Below are 15,928 nucleotides of genomic sequence, written 5' to 3'. Positions count from 1 at the left end.
ACAAAGTCAAGCCGCCCGACCCTAAGGTTAACTCGCACGATGATAGCAAATACGACAAGCGAGATGCCTGCGACTTGCAGGCATCTCGCTTTATCTAAATAACGTGGTTGAGGCTCAACCTTTATGTGCAGGTCTTATCTTATCGATACGTTACGCTCTGTTGGGAGTCCTTGACTACGACGTCGTGAGCTCCACCTTCGACGATCGAGGTCGAGGAGACCAGGGTCAGGCGTGCCTTTTCCTGGAGCTCGGGGATCGAGAGGGCACCGCAGTTGCACATCGTGGACTTGACCTTGTAGAGCGTGCCGCCCACGCCGTCCTTGAGGGAGCCGGCGTAGGGAACGTAGGAGTCGACGCCCTCGACGAAGCTGAGCTTCGCGGCGCCGCCCAGGTCGTAGCGCTGCCAGTTGCGGGCACGCGCAGAACCCTCGCCCCAGTACTCCTTCATGTACTGACCGTTGACGTTGACGCGCTCGGTCGGGCTCTCGTCGAAGCGGGCGAAGTAGCGGCCCAGCATCATAAAGTCGGCACCCATGGCAAGGGCGAGCGTCATGTGGTAGTCGTAGACGATGCCGCCGTCGGAGCACACGGGCACGTAGACACCGGTCTCCTCGTAGTACTCGTCACGGGCGCGGCAGACGTCGATCAACGCGGTGGCCTGGCCACGACCGATACCCTTGGTCTCGCGGGTAATGCAGATGGAACCGCCGCCGATACCGACCTTGATGAAGTCGGCACCGCAGTCGGCCAGGAAGCGGAAGCCCTCGGCGTCGACGACGTTACCGGCACCGACCTTGACGTCCTCACCATAGTTGGCGCGAATCCACTCGATGGTGCGCTTCTGCCACTCGCTGAAGCCCTCGGAGGAGTCGATGCACAGAACGTCGGCACCGGCCTCGATGAGCAGAGGCACGCGCTCGGCATAGTCGCGGGTGTTGATACCGGCACCGACCATGTAGCGCTTGTCGTTATCGAGCAGCTCGTTAGGATTGGTCTTGTGGCTGTCGTAGTCCTTGCGGAAGACGATGCCCATAAGGTGATCGTTGTCGTCGACGATAGGCAGAGCGTTGAGCTTGTTGTCCCAGATGACGTCGTTGGCAACCTTGAGGCTGATGTTCTTGTCGCCCACGATGAGCTGCTCACGCGGGGTCATGAACTCGGAGACCTTCGTCTGGTGGTCATCGCGACTGGGGCGATAGTCACGGCTGGTGACGATGCCCAGGAGCTTGCCCTTGGGAGTGCCGTCGTCGGTAACCGGCATGGTGGAGTGGCCGGTCTTCTCCTTGAGCTCAATGACCTGCTCCATGGTCATGTCGGGGGTCAGCGTGGAATCGGACTGAACGAAGCCGGCCTTGTGATCCTTGACGGCCTTGACCATAGCGGCCTCGGACTCGGCGCTCTGGGAACCGTAAATGAAGGACAGGCCACCCTCGGTAGCGAGCGCGACACCCATGTCGACGCCCGAGACGGACTGCATGATAGCGGAAACCATGGGGATGTTCAGGGTGATTGCCGGCTTCTCACCGCGCTTAAAGCGGGTCAGCGGCGTCTTAAGAGAGACGTTGTTGGGGATGCACTGCGAGGACGAGTAACCAGGGACCAGCAGATACTCCGAAAACGTGTGGGACTCACCGGGAAAGAACGTAGCCATGTTTCTCCTTTTTCCATGCGACCGGTCGGCTGCAGGCCTCGTAGGACCCAGCCCAACCTTGGGCGCCCAATACTGGGGAAGTATCTTAACGCACTTTGACTGCTACAATGCATGATTTAAGAAGAGCACACGAGGGCTTGACGCAGGCTTTGCGTTTGCCCAGCAAACACTTTAGCGGGGAGACGTGGAGCGTATGAAGTACAAGACGACGGCAAAGTTGGTCATTCAAGCGTGCGACAAGGATCTGCCGGGCGTCTTCGGCCACGGCTGTGTCTTGCTGCTGCAAGGTATCGCCCGCGAGCACTCGCTCAACCGCGCCGCCAAGAGCATGGGCATGGCCTATTCCAAAGCGTGGCGTATTGTAAACGAGGCCGAAGGACAGCTGGACTGCAAGCTCATCGAGCGCGACGGCGCCCGCGGATCCACGCTCACGCCGGCCGGCGAGCGAGCCATAGCGGTCTACGAGGAGCTGCAGGCCGACATCAACCAGGTCATCGCCACTAAAGCCGACGCCCTCATCGCCAGCATCAAAGAGTAGCCAATTTGGGACGGGGCTTTTTTAGCTACCCATCCAGAGCATTCTTGACTCATAGCCAAAATTGACATTGGGTAGCTAAAAAAGCCCCGTCCCAAATTGGCTACTTGCGGAGGGCATTGTCTAGGGTGGCGGCCACGATCAAGGGGTCGTCGGTGCCGGCGAAGAGGCGAATGGTGCTCCCCTGCTTACCGCGTGGGGCCGAAAGGCGCGTCGTTGCGCCGCCGGCGGGCGATGTACGAAACTCCCTCGGCAAAGCATCGAACAGGTCATCCGCACTACGCTCGATAAGGTCAAATTCAACTGCCGGGCCAAAGCCGTGCTCGAGGATTCCCGTTGCAACCGCATAGTCGGGATGCGAGTTCAGTCCGGGATAGCGAACGTTGCGCACCATCTCGTTGGCGGCCAAATACTCGGCCAACGCACGGGCGCGATCGAAGTGCGCCTGCATGCGGGCATCGAGCGAGGAAAGCCCGCGCTCCAGCACGTGGGCCTCTTCGGTAGAAAGGTCGAGTGCCAAAGCACCGCAGCCCGCAAACGACGTATGCGCGCACTCGGCAGCGGCATCCACACGATGGCGCTTGAGCTGCGAGCGCGCCACCGAAGCAGCAACGAGCTTGCGCGGAGCCTTACCTGCGCAAACACGGTCGAGCGCCTCAAGCGACAGGACGGCACCCAAGCGCAGCAAATCGCAGCCAAAAGCCGACGCCACGGTGTTGTCCACAACCAGCAGCGCATGAGCCTCACGAGCCGCGCGACCTAACGCACGAAGATCGGAGACGCGCAGACCAAACCCGCCGATGGAGTTGACGAACCACCACAGGTGCGGCCCCTCGGCATCAAACGAAGCATCAAAGCCCTCGGACGCAGCAGCAAACGCCGCAACCGACGGCTCGCCCACCATAGCCACGTCGCAGGCATCAAAGCCGCGCGCAAACGCATCGGCAAAGTCATCGGCAAACGCAACCAGGCGGTCACCGGGGCGCACAATCCCCAATTGCGACAACGCTGCTGGCACATGCGAGGCCGCGAGCAACCGCGCTTCACGCGCGCCGGTCCTCAAAGCCCAGGCCTCTTCTAGCTGCTGTACGCCCATGCGGTACCGTCCCTTCAAAACAAAAACCCACGATGCGGGTGTTCCCCGCATCGTGGGCAACGGCTGCAGTATAGCGCCGATAGGCGACTGAACGCCTAAATGTTGAGCGCGCGGTAGATCACGTAAGCCTAGACATTCATCAGCTGATGGCCGAGCTTGAGCGTCTTTAAACCGCTCTCCCCCTCCACGCCATCGAGCGTATTGAGCAACATATTAGTCGCCTCGACGCCGCTGGTCAGGTAGCCGTAATGCACGGTGGGAATGCCGCCCGTCAGCGCGCGCAAAAATGCGTTGTCGCCAAAACCGCTCACGCGACGCACACCCTCGCCCATGCCGCGAACCTCGTCAAGAGCGCGCAGGGCGCCGGCCGCCATAGTATCGGTCGCGCAAGCGATAAACGAAACATCGGGATCGACGGAGAGCAGTTCGCGTGCAGCGCGATAGCCCGAGTCGAGCGTAAAGGACCCCTGGCAAATCAGGCTCGGATCAAGTGCCACGCCCGCGGCGCGCAAGCCGGCCTCAAAACCACGACAACGGTCATAACCGGCGGCACGGTCTTCCTCGGTAACTCCGATGTAGGCGATCTTGCCCTCAGCACGCTTCGCGAGTGCCTGACCCAGCTCGAAAGCGGCCTCGTAATCGTCGTGATAGACGCACGCCGCGCCCTCGACATGTTGGCCGATCAACACAATGGGCACACGGCACGACTCAATCGCCCGGCGATGCTCGCCGGTAATCATAGTTGCCACCAGCACAATGCCATCGACCGGATGGTTTTGGAATAAACCGAGGTATTCGAGCTCGCGATCGGGGACGTTATCGGTATTGGCAAGAAGCATCTGGTAGCCGCGGCGGCCAAGCACCTGCCCGATGCCCGCCGTAATGCGGCTCACCGACTCGGAATTAATCTTAGGCACGATGACGCCGATGAGCTTGGTGGAACCGGTTCGCAGCGCGCGAGCCTGGCTGGATCGCACGTATCCGGTCAGCTCAATCGCCTGCTTAATGCGCTCGGCCTTGTCCGCCGAGATATACCCACCATTGAGGTAGCGCGAGACGGCGGCGCTCGAAACGCCCGCCAGCTCGGCCACATCTTTCATCTTTACCACGAGCACCCCTGTCGTTGAAATCGCTTTCACCATGATACCCGTGCGGAGCTACATGCGTGTCGCAAGACGGGACGTCACGGTCAATTTAGCTGTCGCAGCACGGGCATCGCAGGGCTTCAACTAGAAACTTCGAAATATAAATGCCGAATCAGTCAGACTACCGATTCGGCACCCCGTTACATTTGCACACAGCGGCAGGCAAAATCCAACTCGAGAACAACTTACTCACTTTGGAAAGATGCATCGCTGTCCGCTGCCAATTCCGAAGGAAGAATTGCCGGCAGCGTCAAAGCCCCCATGGGCGAAAGTCCAGTAACGACCATCAGATAGCTCTTAGCGTGACCATACGCCATGGAAATCGCATTAGAGAGAAGATAACGGCGCGCTTCATCGTCTGAAATGTCGAACGGCATTTTTGTTGACACCGAAATAGCAACCGTCACATCAGCGCGCATTTTTTCCTTTGCATCGTCCCTATCAATCAGACTGCCACACACATACAGCTTTAAGTCTGCACGCTCGCCCGCCTTGTTCCTCAATAGATGGACGTCCTGATAGCTAACGTCAACTTTTAAATCCATATTCTGGGAGGGCTCATTCTCGATATGAAAAGTTGAGTCGACAACAAACAAATGAACAACCTGAATAGGCGCAATGAAATCCTTGCTCATGCAGCCAAACCTCCCGGAATCATCTCAAAGTTCAATCGTTTCGCCGAGCAGTCGCTGTTAAATGAAGACCATTGTTCTCGGACAGAATTATTAGACGAAGAAAACGGCGCCTCATTCGAATAACTGGAAATGACCTGAGGAATGATTTTGATACCCAACGCAAGCTCAAACTTTGCGATTGTTTTCAGCGTCATGTTGGGCTGAGAATTCAACAATTTCGAAAGCGACTGAAGACTCACGCCCATACGCTTTGCCAGCTCGCTTTTACTCAAGCCCGAGCGCTGCATCTCGCGATGAACAATAAACTCAATATCTAGTGCGTGCTCATAGGCACGGGTTTCGCTCGTTTCCGTTTCCGCGTAAAAGTCTGATAAATCGACCTTAACCATTACAAGTCTCCGTTTCGTAAGCGGGCAAAAAAGGCGACGCTATAACTCCAAAAGCTGCTTTGCTATCGGGGCCAACTGTTTTGCGCGTTTAATTTCTTTGGAAATATTTCCCGAGCCTTGATGGCCCTTAAACCAAAAAAGCAAAACAATCTTGTCCACGCCTTGGCAAATCGTGTAGACCATTTCTCGATTAACCCCATCAAAACCCTTGAGTTCGTATAGCCCAATCTTAGGCTCGATACATCGAAGCTTTGACGTTCCAGTGACATCCTTTAGTCCGTAATCATAGATTTTTGAAATCTGATTGATCATTTTACGGGCGGTAAACTTCGTTTTAGGATCAGACATCATCTTCTGAAACTGAGAGTTCTCAGGGGAGGTGGTTAGTTCCCAAAAAGGTCGTCCCTCGGGATCAGCATATTCGACAAGCTCATAGTCACTAGCCAAAGGCCACCCCCCCCCTCCGCTTCAGATGAAACCAAATTTGGTTAATTTATAAGTTAAGTTTAGTCAAATTCAAATACATGGCAAGCCACAAGCCGAGTTCAAGCAATCTGCATTATTAATTCAGAGAAATGTGGGAAAGAAGCGGCAGAAACTACATTGGCAAATAAGGCCCTCAGGGAAGTGCCCGAACTTTTACGGTGGCCAACAACATACCTAGGAAGACGAGGGCAAGGCACGCAACCGCCCAGTCACCGTGGCCGGCCTTAGGGAGCGCGGCGGCTTGCGTTGTTGCGGGCTTGGTCTTTTTGGTGGTCTTGGTCGCAGGCGTCTTGATAGACGCGGGCGCGGGCTTGGCGTCCGACTTGGGCGACGAATCAGGCGTGGGGGCGGAATCTTCGCTGGGCTTGTTCTCGTCGCTATGCCTTCCTTCGCTTCCGGGCTTTGTATCCCCCGCGGGATTGCCACCGGCAGGTTCATCGGTACCGGGCTGGGTCTTCCCCGCCGGCGGCAGGGCGCCCGCGGGTTCAATTACCACATGCAGCGCTACGGCCCCGCTTGCGTCCATCACGCAGGCGGTACCAAAGGCCCCGCCCGCCGGCGTCACAAACTGCGCGGACGTAAGTGGGCCACTCTCGCAGACAACATCGGCTATGGCGCCGGTCGCGTACACCCAGGAGGCGTCCATGGCAAACTGACCATCGGAGGCGTACGCACCAAAGAAGCGACAATCATCGACCGATCCGTCGCCAGCAGCAACAACGTGCGCGCCACCCAGCCGGGGCCCGAGACACCCGGCTCGTCGAAGGTCTGCCCCACAATGGTAAGGCTATCCACACCCGCGGCATAAGAAGGCCCGCCTAGCAAAACGCATAGGCAGGCCAGGCGAGTCTCGAAGAAGCGCGAGACGGCCTCATGCTGGAGCTGCCGCATCACGTATAGCCAACGAAGCGCGGGCGGGACGCCACCAATGGGCAACGTCCCGCCCGCTCTGCGCAATCTCATGCGCATCCAACTTGTAGAGTAAATTCATCGCTCGCGTCGATTACGACCCCAATATTTCCTTAGGAAACACACTCGATAAATCGTTAACACCCATAGCGAAAAGCACCTTTGCGCTGGCATCGTTGCTGAGCTCGTCGCTCAACTTAAGTGCATCAAGCAGTATATTTCGTCGTAACATCTTATAGTCATCCTCAGTCAGCACTAGCTCAAGATCGCTTAAAACCCCTACTAGATTGACATCGTGAGACGGAGACACCCTGGCGCAGAATAGACGTTCGTCATGCGCACAGATATTTCGAAAATCTTTAATGTGATCGTATGCAAGTCTTAGCCTACGCGGGCTGATGCGCTTATCGACTTCATGCGTCTCGGAATAAAGATCAGAAAACGACTTGGCAATGGAATTTCTCATGCTTTCTGGCTGAAACTCATAGAACTTGAATGCCTGACCAAGCATCAAATAATTCATAAGAATCCATACCGGCGTATTGTCGTGATTATTCTCATAATGCCGAATGTAGTCCCTTTTATAATCGCTTTTCCATTTTTGAGACCTACACAGCACCTTCTCGAAATCACCAATAAGCATGTCGATCTTTTTTCGATAACCAGCATCGGCACGGTAGGATCTTCTATCCAGGTATGCCTCCGGGCTATCTTTATGGGCCATTGCGAAACGATAAGAACAGACGGTTTTAAGAATCGCTTCCGCCTTGTTAAAGTACTCAAACATGAGCAGACGCAATGAACGGTCAAATTCGAATAAACGATATATATCAGAAAACTTCGTACCTTTTACGAATAGCTCGTGGCAAGAATCTCCGCGCTGGTCGAGAAATAAATCCTTGTAGCCGTTAATAACCGGATAGTATCCCTCGCGCTCCAAAACTAAACGAGTATTGTTATCGCATTCGAGTCCACGGCTTTCAAGAATAGCAATCTGCTCATCAATAGATTTAAATGGTTTATCCATTTGGACCCCTTAAACGCGAAAACCGCCTTTCGGCGGTTCCCACGGACCAAGCCGGACGTACCGTCGCAAGGCCTCATCACAACGATTACTTTAAGGGAAAACTCGGGGTCCGTCAATCCGATATCACCAATCTGAGCGAGACCGACATACGCCAGCGCTGCGAGGTCGGCTGATAGCAACAAATAGGCACCGAAATCGGTGCTATCAATCAGGCGCCGCAGCAAAAGAGCACCGAAGTCCACGTTAGCTCCGGTGCTCAAACGCGTCATCGGCGGTGCCGCATCGCGATATTAAGCAATGCTCGAACAGGCAGCTGCTCAGGAAGGCAGCCTCCGTCTAGTCATTCGCAACATGCCAGCGAATAAACCAGTTTGAATCATTTGAGAGTTCACCGAGCAGCTTCTGCTCAAGAATGGCATCATCAAACTTCCCCTGCTTGCATAGGCGTACAAGCCTAAATGCAACATTTGAGGAAACGTCATGTATCGACTGAAACGCCAAATCGCTAAAAGAACATGACCCCCACCTACGGTAAGCTGCAGCAACGCTATCAAGCAATATTGCACGCACAGCAGAGTCCTCACTAAGCATAACGCTCGAACAGATTGCAGAAACGACGCCACGGTATTGATCGCAGATAGCATTACAAACAATCAGCTGCTCAAGTACTTCTAAAAACGCACGCTGACCGGCGGCAGTAAGGGCATCAAATTTAATACCAAATGTCAGGAACTCTATGTCTGTTGCAAGGCCGGTAGCAACTTTTAGAGCTAAACATCTTACAGACCATGCACATGAGTCCATTGATATAGGCTCTCTAAATACCGGGTCTTCGGGCCACTCATCCGGAAGTTCAGAAATTAAATCCGTCCAACCGACGGGAAGTGCCTTTCCATCACGCACGCAACGACATACAAACTTATTTAATACGGACATAGCCTCTCCTGCAGAGCAGGGTGATCCTTGATATGTCGGAAGTCCTTTAAGACAATGCTCCAGCACGCCAGCCAAGGATGCGTTAAATGACTCAGAAGGGACATCATCGAGTGAACGACATAGCAAAGAAGAGGGGCGAATGGAAAACCCTGAGTGAAAATCAGAACGATTATTCGAATCAAATTGCCTGCGCAATTCATCGATGCAAGCCATCTCCGTATTATATGCAGGAGATTTATTGTCTAAATAACAACCCCGTTCAAAAGTGGAAAGGCGCTCCACTTGCTCTTCACTCAAAATAGAAAAGCCACAACACTTCTCAACACATCCGAATACGCCAGCAGAAAAATTGTTTTTAAGCAGTTCATCGGAATTCGATTTAAGGCTACTGCCCAGTTGATCAACGAGCCCATTGTCGATTTTGTCTAAATCCATTCCGGCAATAACGTTCGACACATCAGAAGCGACGGTATATAAATGTTGATCGACAACCTGACAAAGTAGGCTTACAAGCGACTTCTCCTCAACCCGCATCTTGATCATGTCGATCGCCTTAATCCATTTTGATTCGCATCGCCGAAAATCATCTACAACGTTCAACGTGTTCCAAGCATCGCAAATAGTATCATCCGAAAAATAAGGCGCACACTCCTTAATGACGACGGAACTCGTACTCGGACGATATGCCTGCGCCGTTAAAGAAGTCAGATGCCACAGTTCCTCGGCACACGACGGAAGAAACGACCTTAAACCATCGCTCTTATAAGCAAACCTATTATCGAAGCCCTTAGCATCCCCCTGAAGAACAAGCAGTTTAATTCCCTCAAGCTCAAGTTCGGGCCGATTGTAAATAGAGGAGTAGTCGATAAGCGAATTAGCAAGCAGGCTGCGAGAGTATAAGGCGCTCGATATACTCCCGCATAATATTGAACTAAATAACAAACACGATATATTCGACATGACGGAAGCAAGGCTAGCGTCATGTCGAATCGTTGTGTAAGGATTAACCGCCCTCGCCTCTCTCGAAGCGTTTAAGACAGCAGTCCCCACCTCCTCTTCGAACTTAAGCGCAAGGGGAATATAGACTGGAGCGGAGAGCGCATCGATTTGTTTCTGAATTGACCACTGGGTGCCAAATCCATATTCGGAAAGCATGCCAGCGACAGTCCGCTTGTCAATTAAACAATTTCCATAAGCCCAACAGTCTTTCGATTCAATTGAGTCACAGGCACGTTGGAGAAGTTCATAGCACTTGGAATAGCGACCTTCAATAGAAGCATCGAGGGCGTCAAGCCTTAGTGAAAGAGTGTCTCTGGGAATACCGCTGTCTTTCATAATCTCTAGAATGCCAGCCTTGAATGCACCGACCGAAAAGGGGGTGCCATATAGAAGCCAATTGACCGCTTTCTCGCCAAGAAAGAAGAGATAAGGATTGTCAGACCTTCTCTCAAGCCAATCAGCATGGTAGTTAAATTTTTTTGAAATCAAGGCAACTGAAGAACCGAAAGCATCGAGAACATCTTCGGGAATAGAGACAGGAGCAATATCAGTAAAAACCGCCGATCCACCATCTTCAATTTCAAATCGTCGATTGTGAAACAAATCGACCATCACGTTGTTAAGTTGGTCCATCAGATAAGGAACAAGGCCTGAATCATTCGGCCGCCCTACATACGTGCACGCATCCATTTCTCTGGCATAACGAAGCAGAGACTCGATTTCCGGCGACGTCCCAGACTCAAGCTTAACAAGCAAGAGTGGCTTTCTGAGCCTGATAGCATGATAAAGCTCTCTGCTAGTCCCTGGCCTCAACTCCGATCGTATAATTCCAATTACTATATCGCTTTGCGCCAAGCGATTAAGATAATAAGAGGATGATGGCTCAATGCTCGCATGAAACTCGATGGCAAAGGGCTTAAAGATATCCGATTTCAGCAAAGCGCAATTAAGCTCGTTCCTCAGCTGCTGCCAGCTAAAATCGCCTTCATCGCGCATCGAAGAGCTAACAAACACCTCAATACGGTCACGATCAATAACCTCAGCGTCCATCTTGTTAGCACCCATATAACCTCCTAATGAGCGAGTAGATCCATAGAATAACAAGCGGCGCGGACCAATTGTGCTGACGAGAAAACGGTCGCTACAGCGCTCGATTCAATAGTTTATATCGCCAACGTCTTGCAACTGAACTGGCCTGGACCGCTCGATGCGCGCGAAACAGCAAGTCGGCCATTCTCGACCTATTCTCAGTCGCTACTCGTGGAGGGTTGCACCTCATCGCCACTCCCCTTCTTCTTGCGCAGCACCTGCATCGCGTGTTCGCCCAAGATTGCTGTGCACAGTTTCAGCGCCGCATCCTTAACGGTGTTGAAGAAGTTCTCAAGAAACGGTGCGTTCATGTCGCAGTAGTTCATGTTCCTAAACAGTGCATAAATCGCGAGGAACGTTTGAGCAATGACCGCTACGACACTCATTGCAAGAGCGTTATACGGAGACTGGGAAATCCAGATCAAGGGCCTTAAGCATAGTTGAGCAAACCATTCTCCGACGAACAGCGATCCATCTTGGGCAGTCTCGATAAACCCATAGGGCAAATAGTTGCGCATGAGGAATTCGATAACAGATAGGTAAAAATCAGAACAGACAAGCGAGGCGACCAATGCAACGCACTCAACAATAATCAAAACAATTGAAACAGTGAAAACCATGCTAAGAACACCCTTGTTGGGCACACAATCAGCCAAAGTAAACAGTACAAAACTTAATCCCAAGGAGAAAAAGAATAATAGCAAGGAAGAAGCCAAATGGAGAACCAGTGCAAAAGAAGGATCGCCAGCAATGCTGTCCAGTTCCAAGGTTCAATCAAGCTCCACTGCGCCCGCAGCGGGTAAAGGTCACACGCTCTCGACCCCAGTCGATAACCAAGATACGCGATATGAGGCTTTTTGAATTCAACCATATGAGACTGCTTGATATACGGCCAAATAATCCCTTCAACACTTTTATTTGCCTGTAGGCAGCTCATGGCAGAAGCCCTCTTGGCCGCAGACGCCTCATAGCTCCAGGTTATATAAACAAAAGCACAACCATACAAGGCGCAGGCAACAATCAGGAGAAGCAACATGCCTGCCCTATAAGGAAACTCAGAAATTCCACCGGACACGAGTCCGAATAAATACGGGTCAAAAGCAAGAAGACCAGCACAAAAACGTAGCGGATATCCATAAAGAACAATCCTAAGAGTCTCAAAACACATCTTAAAGACGTCATGCGAGCGCGACTCCTCTCTAGGATCAATGTATCCGAAGTATTTCGCAGATTTGAATAGGTTCATCCCACGCATAACCAGCGACCCATCATGGCGCCGGACATACTCACTCCATAGTCGCTCAGCTTTAGCCCTAGCGCTCTCATAAAAGCAGGCAATAATGAAGACCAAAACGTATGCAAAACCCAGAATAAAGGCAAGGTAATGGTCACCGAGAACCGGCTCGCCATTTAACGTGCCAACGTCTGCCCATATAGTCGCACAAACCAAGAAGGCGGCAATTGCCTTGGCAACGACAACAAGCATTGCAACGATTATTGTATGGCGCTCATTACCGCCGCCAAGCAATGGAAGCCTATTTCTACCCGCACTCTGCGGGTTTGTCTTATCCTCCGCAATGCCCCTAATATCATTGATGAGATAACGCGCTTGGTAGCCACAGATGTCAACGACAAACACAAGCAAGAAGAACCGGAAGAACCACTCTCCAAGAGAATAGCCTCCTCCCAGGGAAGTACCCAACAAAGCCCCGCCTAAATAAAAGCAGCTTTTCATTGAATCGCGAGGACGTGTGTACAACAGACGAAGGAATTTACCTCTAAATTGCGAGAAGTAGTGACCCGGCCTATTATCCTCAGACACCCCACCACTATCCGCTCGATATTCCTTAGGGGCACCATTTACATTAAGGTCTAATATCTCTTTAAACGTCAGCCGACTAAAGTCAGTAGCTATGAAATAGCAGTACAAAAGATATATTAGAGCGGACATAACAACCAGCGGCAGCAGAAGCCTGACCCATTTATTATGCACGGTAAGCAGCAATAGCAAAGAAAGCAAAACGCACCCGATGACAAGCGATACAAGCGCAAGTGCAAAATGCACATAGTGCCTACGCGCACCCCTATTTGTAAGGTGATGAATATTGGCAGTAATTAAACGAGAAGAAAACTGGTTCCAACCCAGTGCAATATTCTCATCGCCCGTTGGCACTATCTCGGAAATCCTCTTTTCGATCATTTCCATATAGTGATAGCGAAACATGCGTTCCTGACCAATGCTAGAGCCGTAAAATCCCGCTACATGAATCACACAGGCTGCAATCGTAGCGATTCCCTCATTCTTCCAGGGAATCGATTTTTCAGAAGCGCCAAATCCGGCCGCAACAGAATACAAAATGGCGAGCGCAGCAATACAAGCAACAAGGACCTGAACGATATGATCCAAAGACACTCTCTGGTCCTCGCGGGCTTCATCAAGTTCAAATAAAAGCCACTCAAGCTCTTCTTGATTGCCATCTTCTTTAGGGTCACTCATACTTGGCATCCTTATAAGTAAGGGACGAACAGTTCGTACAAATCACAGCGCGCTCAAGCAAAAAAGAACACAATTGCTCGACCCCTACGAGTAATACTGGAGACACCGGTTCTTCGCTCAGCAACAATTAAAGAACGCTATTGATCGTTTGCACTCAGAGATTGGTTAACCGGCATGACAACCCCCCAATAAACAATCGACCAAATTGAAAGGCCAAAAAGCGGATGTTAACGTCATGCACCAGGCAGTGAACGCCCGAGGTAATAGTACTCCCTGACACTTCTGAGAAGTGCAGCGGTCTATTACTATTCGCCAAACGGCAGTCTGAAAAGCATACTGTCAGAGCACAACTCGTAGTCTACCTAAGTAGAGCGCCCGGCAGGTGAAAGAAGTGGAGACGACCTTAATGAACTCATTAGATCAGAAACGTCTGTACTCTGGTGGCGATCATTTTTAATTAGATAGAATGTTAGTTGGAGTCTTTACCGTGAATCTCTCCAGACAACATTGGTACCGCGTTGAAACTGTTGCGAGTGAGGCTATATGCGACTTGATGCCCCGATAAAAGAACTGACGTTTGCTGATGGTCAAACCTTGAAGCTACGCAACGATTCGATCGTTGTGTTCGTTGGACCAAATAATGCAGGAAAGACAACCTGCTTGCGCGATATCTACTGTCATCTATCAGGCGACAGCAACTGCAACTTAGTTTCCTCAATTGATTTCACAAAGCCCAGTATCGAGGATGTGAAATCGCTTCTGAATGAGATTGCGATCGAAAAACATGACCCCCTTTTAAGCTATGAAGGCATGGGATTTAGGATCCCAGATTACGACATGGGAAATTACAGCAAATTCAGCTATTACCCAAAGTCTATTAAAGAAATGCTATTTCACTTCTTAACGACGGAGACACGACTTTCTGCCTGCTTTCCCCAAAAAAGCGTCCCGCGTAAAGACCCAGCCACAGGCCCCATCGCCCTGCTGGCCCGCGACTCATCCTATTTGGAAAAAGTGTCTTCAGCTTTCCATTCCGCCTTTTCATTGGAAGTGATACCGAATTATTTTAATGGTGGTGAAATACCCCTGTGTTTAGGAAGCACGCCCGTCGCGCCAAAAGATATGCCCGTTCCTCAAATAAATGATTTCATGTATGAAACATTAAGTAGCTATCCCCTTGCGCATCATCAGGGAGATGGCATGCGAAGCTTTCTCGGTATCGTGTTATTTATATACGCCAATCAATACACCTCAATGTTTATTGACGAGCCAGAATCGTTTCTTCATCCGCCACAAGCCAAGCTTATGGGATCTCTAATTGCTTCAAATGAAACTTCGGGACGCCAGCTGTTTATTAGCACTCACAGTAAAGAGCTGCTTAATGGAATGCTTGAGTCTGGTCCCGACCGCATTCAAGTAGTACGAATTACAAGAGCCAATGATGTGAATGATTTCGCCCTGCTGGATGTGGATGACATTTCAAAGATCACGTCGAATACGCTGTTAAAGTATTCTGACTTAATTAACTCCCTGTTCCATGAAAGAACCGTGCTCTGCGAAAGCGATAGCGATTGTATGTTCTATCAACTTATTTGGGATACCGTAAGGGCTAGCGAACCAACTCCACTGTTCCTACCCGTAGGTGGAAAGGGGCGGTTTAAAACTTACGTCGACCTTCTTTCGAAATTACATATCGATTATTCGGTCGTGGCCGATGCAGACATCTTGCGAAATCCCACCGATATTAAAAGTGTCCTTCTGCAGGACAATGTAGTTTGGGAGTCTATCAAATCGGATTGGGAAACAATTAACCAAGAGCTTGGAAGCGATGAGGGATTAAGCGTGGCTTCCTTAAAGGCTGAAATAGATGAAGTTTTCAAACAATGCAAAGGCCCAACTTTTTCAAAGACTAATTGTGGGAAGATTCGAAAATTGCTCGAGAGCAAATCGCGCTGGGACGAAATGAAAAGACATGGCATTAATGCGTTGAGTGGTGGTGCGAACAAAGCGTGTAAACGAATAGTCAATACGCTTTCGCATCATAACGTTCAAATCGTTCCTGTTGGCGAATTAGAATGCTTCGTTCCCTCTATTGATTCCCACGGTCCATCTTGGGTCAACGATGTCCTTCAGGAATATCCCGACCTGAACGATGAAGTCTACGACAAGGCCAGAGACTTTGTTTCCCATTGGTAATTCGAGAAAGCTGGGGCCTCGGACAAAATATCGCACCCAATCTGGGTCCAGGAGGAAGTCCGATGTATACGAGAGATGAGTGCGAGGGGATTCTCTGGGAATGAGTTCCACCGGGACGACCTGTCCGCCCCTGCCGCCTGCAGGAGCCTCCATGTCGGCGTACTTCGCCACGGTGTTCCGGCTCACGTGGAGCATTCGGGCGATCTCGGACCTCGAGCGCCCGGCGGCATCCATCGACCGTATATCATTCACTGTGTCCAGGGGCACGGTCATCTCCTCCATCCTTCCCGGGCGGGCTCGCCAAAGTAACCGCCCGGGGAAACCATACGGCGAGGGGC

General features: G+C 51.4%; 14 protein-coding genes. 3 read left to right on the top strand and 11 right to left on the bottom strand.

The window, feature by feature from the left end:
* Positions 1 to 139: 139 nt before the first annotated feature.
* Entirely contained in the window at positions 140 to 1,651 is a 1,512-nt protein-coding gene (locus tag DXB53_RS03940) for an IMP dehydrogenase (protein ID WP_117583412.1), read from the bottom strand.
* 193 nt (positions 1,652 to 1,844) lie between these two features.
* Here DXB53_RS03940 and DXB53_RS03935 point away from each other — a divergent pair, with 193 nt between their 5' ends.
* The gene (locus DXB53_RS03935; protein ID WP_117583411.1) at positions 1,845 to 2,189 is read left to right on the top strand and encodes a winged helix-turn-helix domain-containing protein; all 345 of its coding nucleotides are present in this window, start codon (positions 1,845 to 1,847) and stop codon (positions 2,187 to 2,189) included.
* 100 nt (positions 2,190 to 2,289) lie between these two features.
* Here DXB53_RS03935 and DXB53_RS03930 read toward each other — a convergent pair whose 3' ends face one another.
* From DXB53_RS03930 to DXB53_RS03885, 10 genes are all read right to left on the bottom strand, one after another.
* The gene (locus tag DXB53_RS03930) at positions 2,290 to 3,282 is read right to left on the bottom strand and encodes a PLP-dependent transferase (RefSeq protein ID WP_158556487.1); all 993 of its coding nucleotides are present in this window, start codon (positions 3,280 to 3,282) and stop codon (positions 2,290 to 2,292) included.
* Between the two features lie 128 nt (positions 3,283 to 3,410).
* Positions 3,411 to 4,382, bottom strand: coding sequence for a LacI family DNA-binding transcriptional regulator (locus tag DXB53_RS03925; RefSeq protein WP_233503806.1), 972 nt, complete (start codon positions 4,380 to 4,382; stop codon positions 3,411 to 3,413).
* 230 nt (positions 4,383 to 4,612) lie between these two features.
* A complete protein-coding gene (locus DXB53_RS03920) occupies positions 4,613 to 5,062 on the bottom strand; it encodes a hypothetical protein (protein ID WP_055251170.1) in 450 nt (149 codons plus the stop codon).
* Complete coding sequence (locus DXB53_RS03915) at positions 5,059 to 5,451, bottom strand: helix-turn-helix transcriptional regulator (RefSeq protein WP_055251172.1); 393 nt, start codon at positions 5,449 to 5,451, stop codon at positions 5,059 to 5,061. The genes DXB53_RS03920 and DXB53_RS03915 overlap by 4 nt, the downstream gene beginning before the upstream one ends.
* 39 nt (positions 5,452 to 5,490) lie before the next feature.
* Positions 5,491 to 5,898, bottom strand: coding sequence for a hypothetical protein (locus DXB53_RS03910; protein WP_117583408.1), 408 nt, complete (start codon positions 5,896 to 5,898; stop codon positions 5,491 to 5,493).
* A 172-nt stretch (positions 5,899 to 6,070) separates the two neighbouring features.
* The gene (locus DXB53_RS03905) at positions 6,071 to 6,583 is read right to left on the bottom strand and encodes a hypothetical protein (protein ID WP_117583407.1); all 513 of its coding nucleotides are present in this window, start codon (positions 6,581 to 6,583) and stop codon (positions 6,071 to 6,073) included.
* A 357-nt stretch (positions 6,584 to 6,940) separates the two neighbouring features.
* A complete protein-coding gene (locus DXB53_RS03900; protein ID WP_117583406.1) occupies positions 6,941 to 7,873 on the bottom strand; it encodes an Abi family protein in 933 nt (310 codons plus the stop codon).
* A gap of 336 nt (positions 7,874 to 8,209) precedes the next feature.
* Entirely contained in the window at positions 8,210 to 10,873 is a 2,664-nt protein-coding gene (locus DXB53_RS03895; RefSeq protein ID WP_117583405.1) for a hypothetical protein, read from the bottom strand.
* Positions 10,874 to 11,055: 182 nt separating this feature from the next.
* Complete coding sequence (locus tag DXB53_RS03890; protein WP_117583404.1) at positions 11,056 to 11,517, bottom strand: hypothetical protein; 462 nt, start codon at positions 11,515 to 11,517, stop codon at positions 11,056 to 11,058.
* A 53-nt stretch (positions 11,518 to 11,570) separates the two neighbouring features.
* On the bottom strand, positions 11,571 to 13,394 hold the full coding sequence (locus DXB53_RS03885) for a hypothetical protein (protein WP_117583403.1): 1,824 nt from the start codon (positions 13,392 to 13,394) through the stop codon (positions 11,571 to 11,573).
* A 543-nt stretch (positions 13,395 to 13,937) separates the two neighbouring features.
* On the opposite strand from DXB53_RS03885, the gene DXB53_RS03880 reads away from it, so the two are divergent.
* Both DXB53_RS03880 and DXB53_RS10100 read left to right on the top strand, forming a co-directional pair.
* Positions 13,938 to 15,590, top strand: a complete 1,653-nt coding sequence (locus DXB53_RS03880; protein ID WP_117583402.1) for an ATP-dependent endonuclease — start codon at positions 13,938 to 13,940, stop codon at positions 15,588 to 15,590.
* Positions 15,591 to 15,741: 151 nt separating this feature from the next.
* Positions 15,742 to 15,928: hypothetical protein (locus tag DXB53_RS10100; RefSeq protein WP_233503810.1), on the top strand; the 187-nt coding region annotated here is incomplete at its 3' end.

It is taken from the genome of Collinsella sp. OM04-5 (assembly GCF_003439125.1).
GTDB lineage: Bacteria > Actinomycetota > Coriobacteriia > Coriobacteriales > Coriobacteriaceae > Collinsella.
The sequence above is the reverse complement of the archived record's forward strand: the minus strand, read 5'-3'. Positions and strand labels throughout refer to the sequence as shown.

What these genes read in the sequence shown, in the direction of transcription:
- DXB53_RS03940 (WP_117583412.1), bottom strand. Translation starts at nt 1,651, where the DNA reads ATGGCTACGTTCTTTCCCGGTGAGTCCCACACGTTTTCGGAGTATCTG.
- DXB53_RS03935 (WP_117583411.1), top strand. Translation starts at nt 1,845, where the DNA reads ATGAAGTACAAGACGACGGCAAAGTTGGTCATTCAAGCGTGCGACAAG.
- DXB53_RS03930 (WP_158556487.1), bottom strand. Translation starts at nt 3,282, where the DNA reads ATGGGCGTACAGCAGCTAGAAGAGGCCTGGGCTTTGAGGACCGGCGCG.
- DXB53_RS03925 (WP_233503806.1), bottom strand. Translation starts at nt 4,382, where the DNA reads ATGAAAGATGTGGCCGAGCTGGCGGGCGTTTCGAGCGCCGCCGTCTCG.
- DXB53_RS03920 (WP_055251170.1), bottom strand. Translation starts at nt 5,062, where the DNA reads ATGAGCAAGGATTTCATTGCGCCTATTCAGGTTGTTCATTTGTTTGTT.
- DXB53_RS03915 (WP_055251172.1), bottom strand. Translation starts at nt 5,451, where the DNA reads ATGGTTAAGGTCGATTTATCAGACTTTTACGCGGAAACGGAAACGAGC.
- DXB53_RS03905 (WP_117583407.1), bottom strand. Translation starts at nt 6,583, where the DNA reads ATGGACGCCTCCTGGGTGTACGCGACCGGCGCCATAGCCGATGTTGTC.
- DXB53_RS03900 (WP_117583406.1), bottom strand. Translation starts at nt 7,873, where the DNA reads ATGGATAAACCATTTAAATCTATTGATGAGCAGATTGCTATTCTTGAA.
- DXB53_RS03895 (WP_117583405.1), bottom strand. Translation starts at nt 10,873, where the DNA reads ATGGGTGCTAACAAGATGGACGCTGAGGTTATTGATCGTGACCGTATT.
- DXB53_RS03890 (WP_117583404.1), bottom strand. Translation starts at nt 11,517, where the DNA reads ATGGTTTTCACTGTTTCAATTGTTTTGATTATTGTTGAGTGCGTTGCA.
- DXB53_RS03885 (WP_117583403.1), bottom strand. Translation starts at nt 13,394, where the DNA reads ATGAGTGACCCTAAAGAAGATGGCAATCAAGAAGAGCTTGAGTGGCTT.
- DXB53_RS03880 (WP_117583402.1), top strand. Translation starts at nt 13,938, where the DNA reads ATGCGACTTGATGCCCCGATAAAAGAACTGACGTTTGCTGATGGTCAA.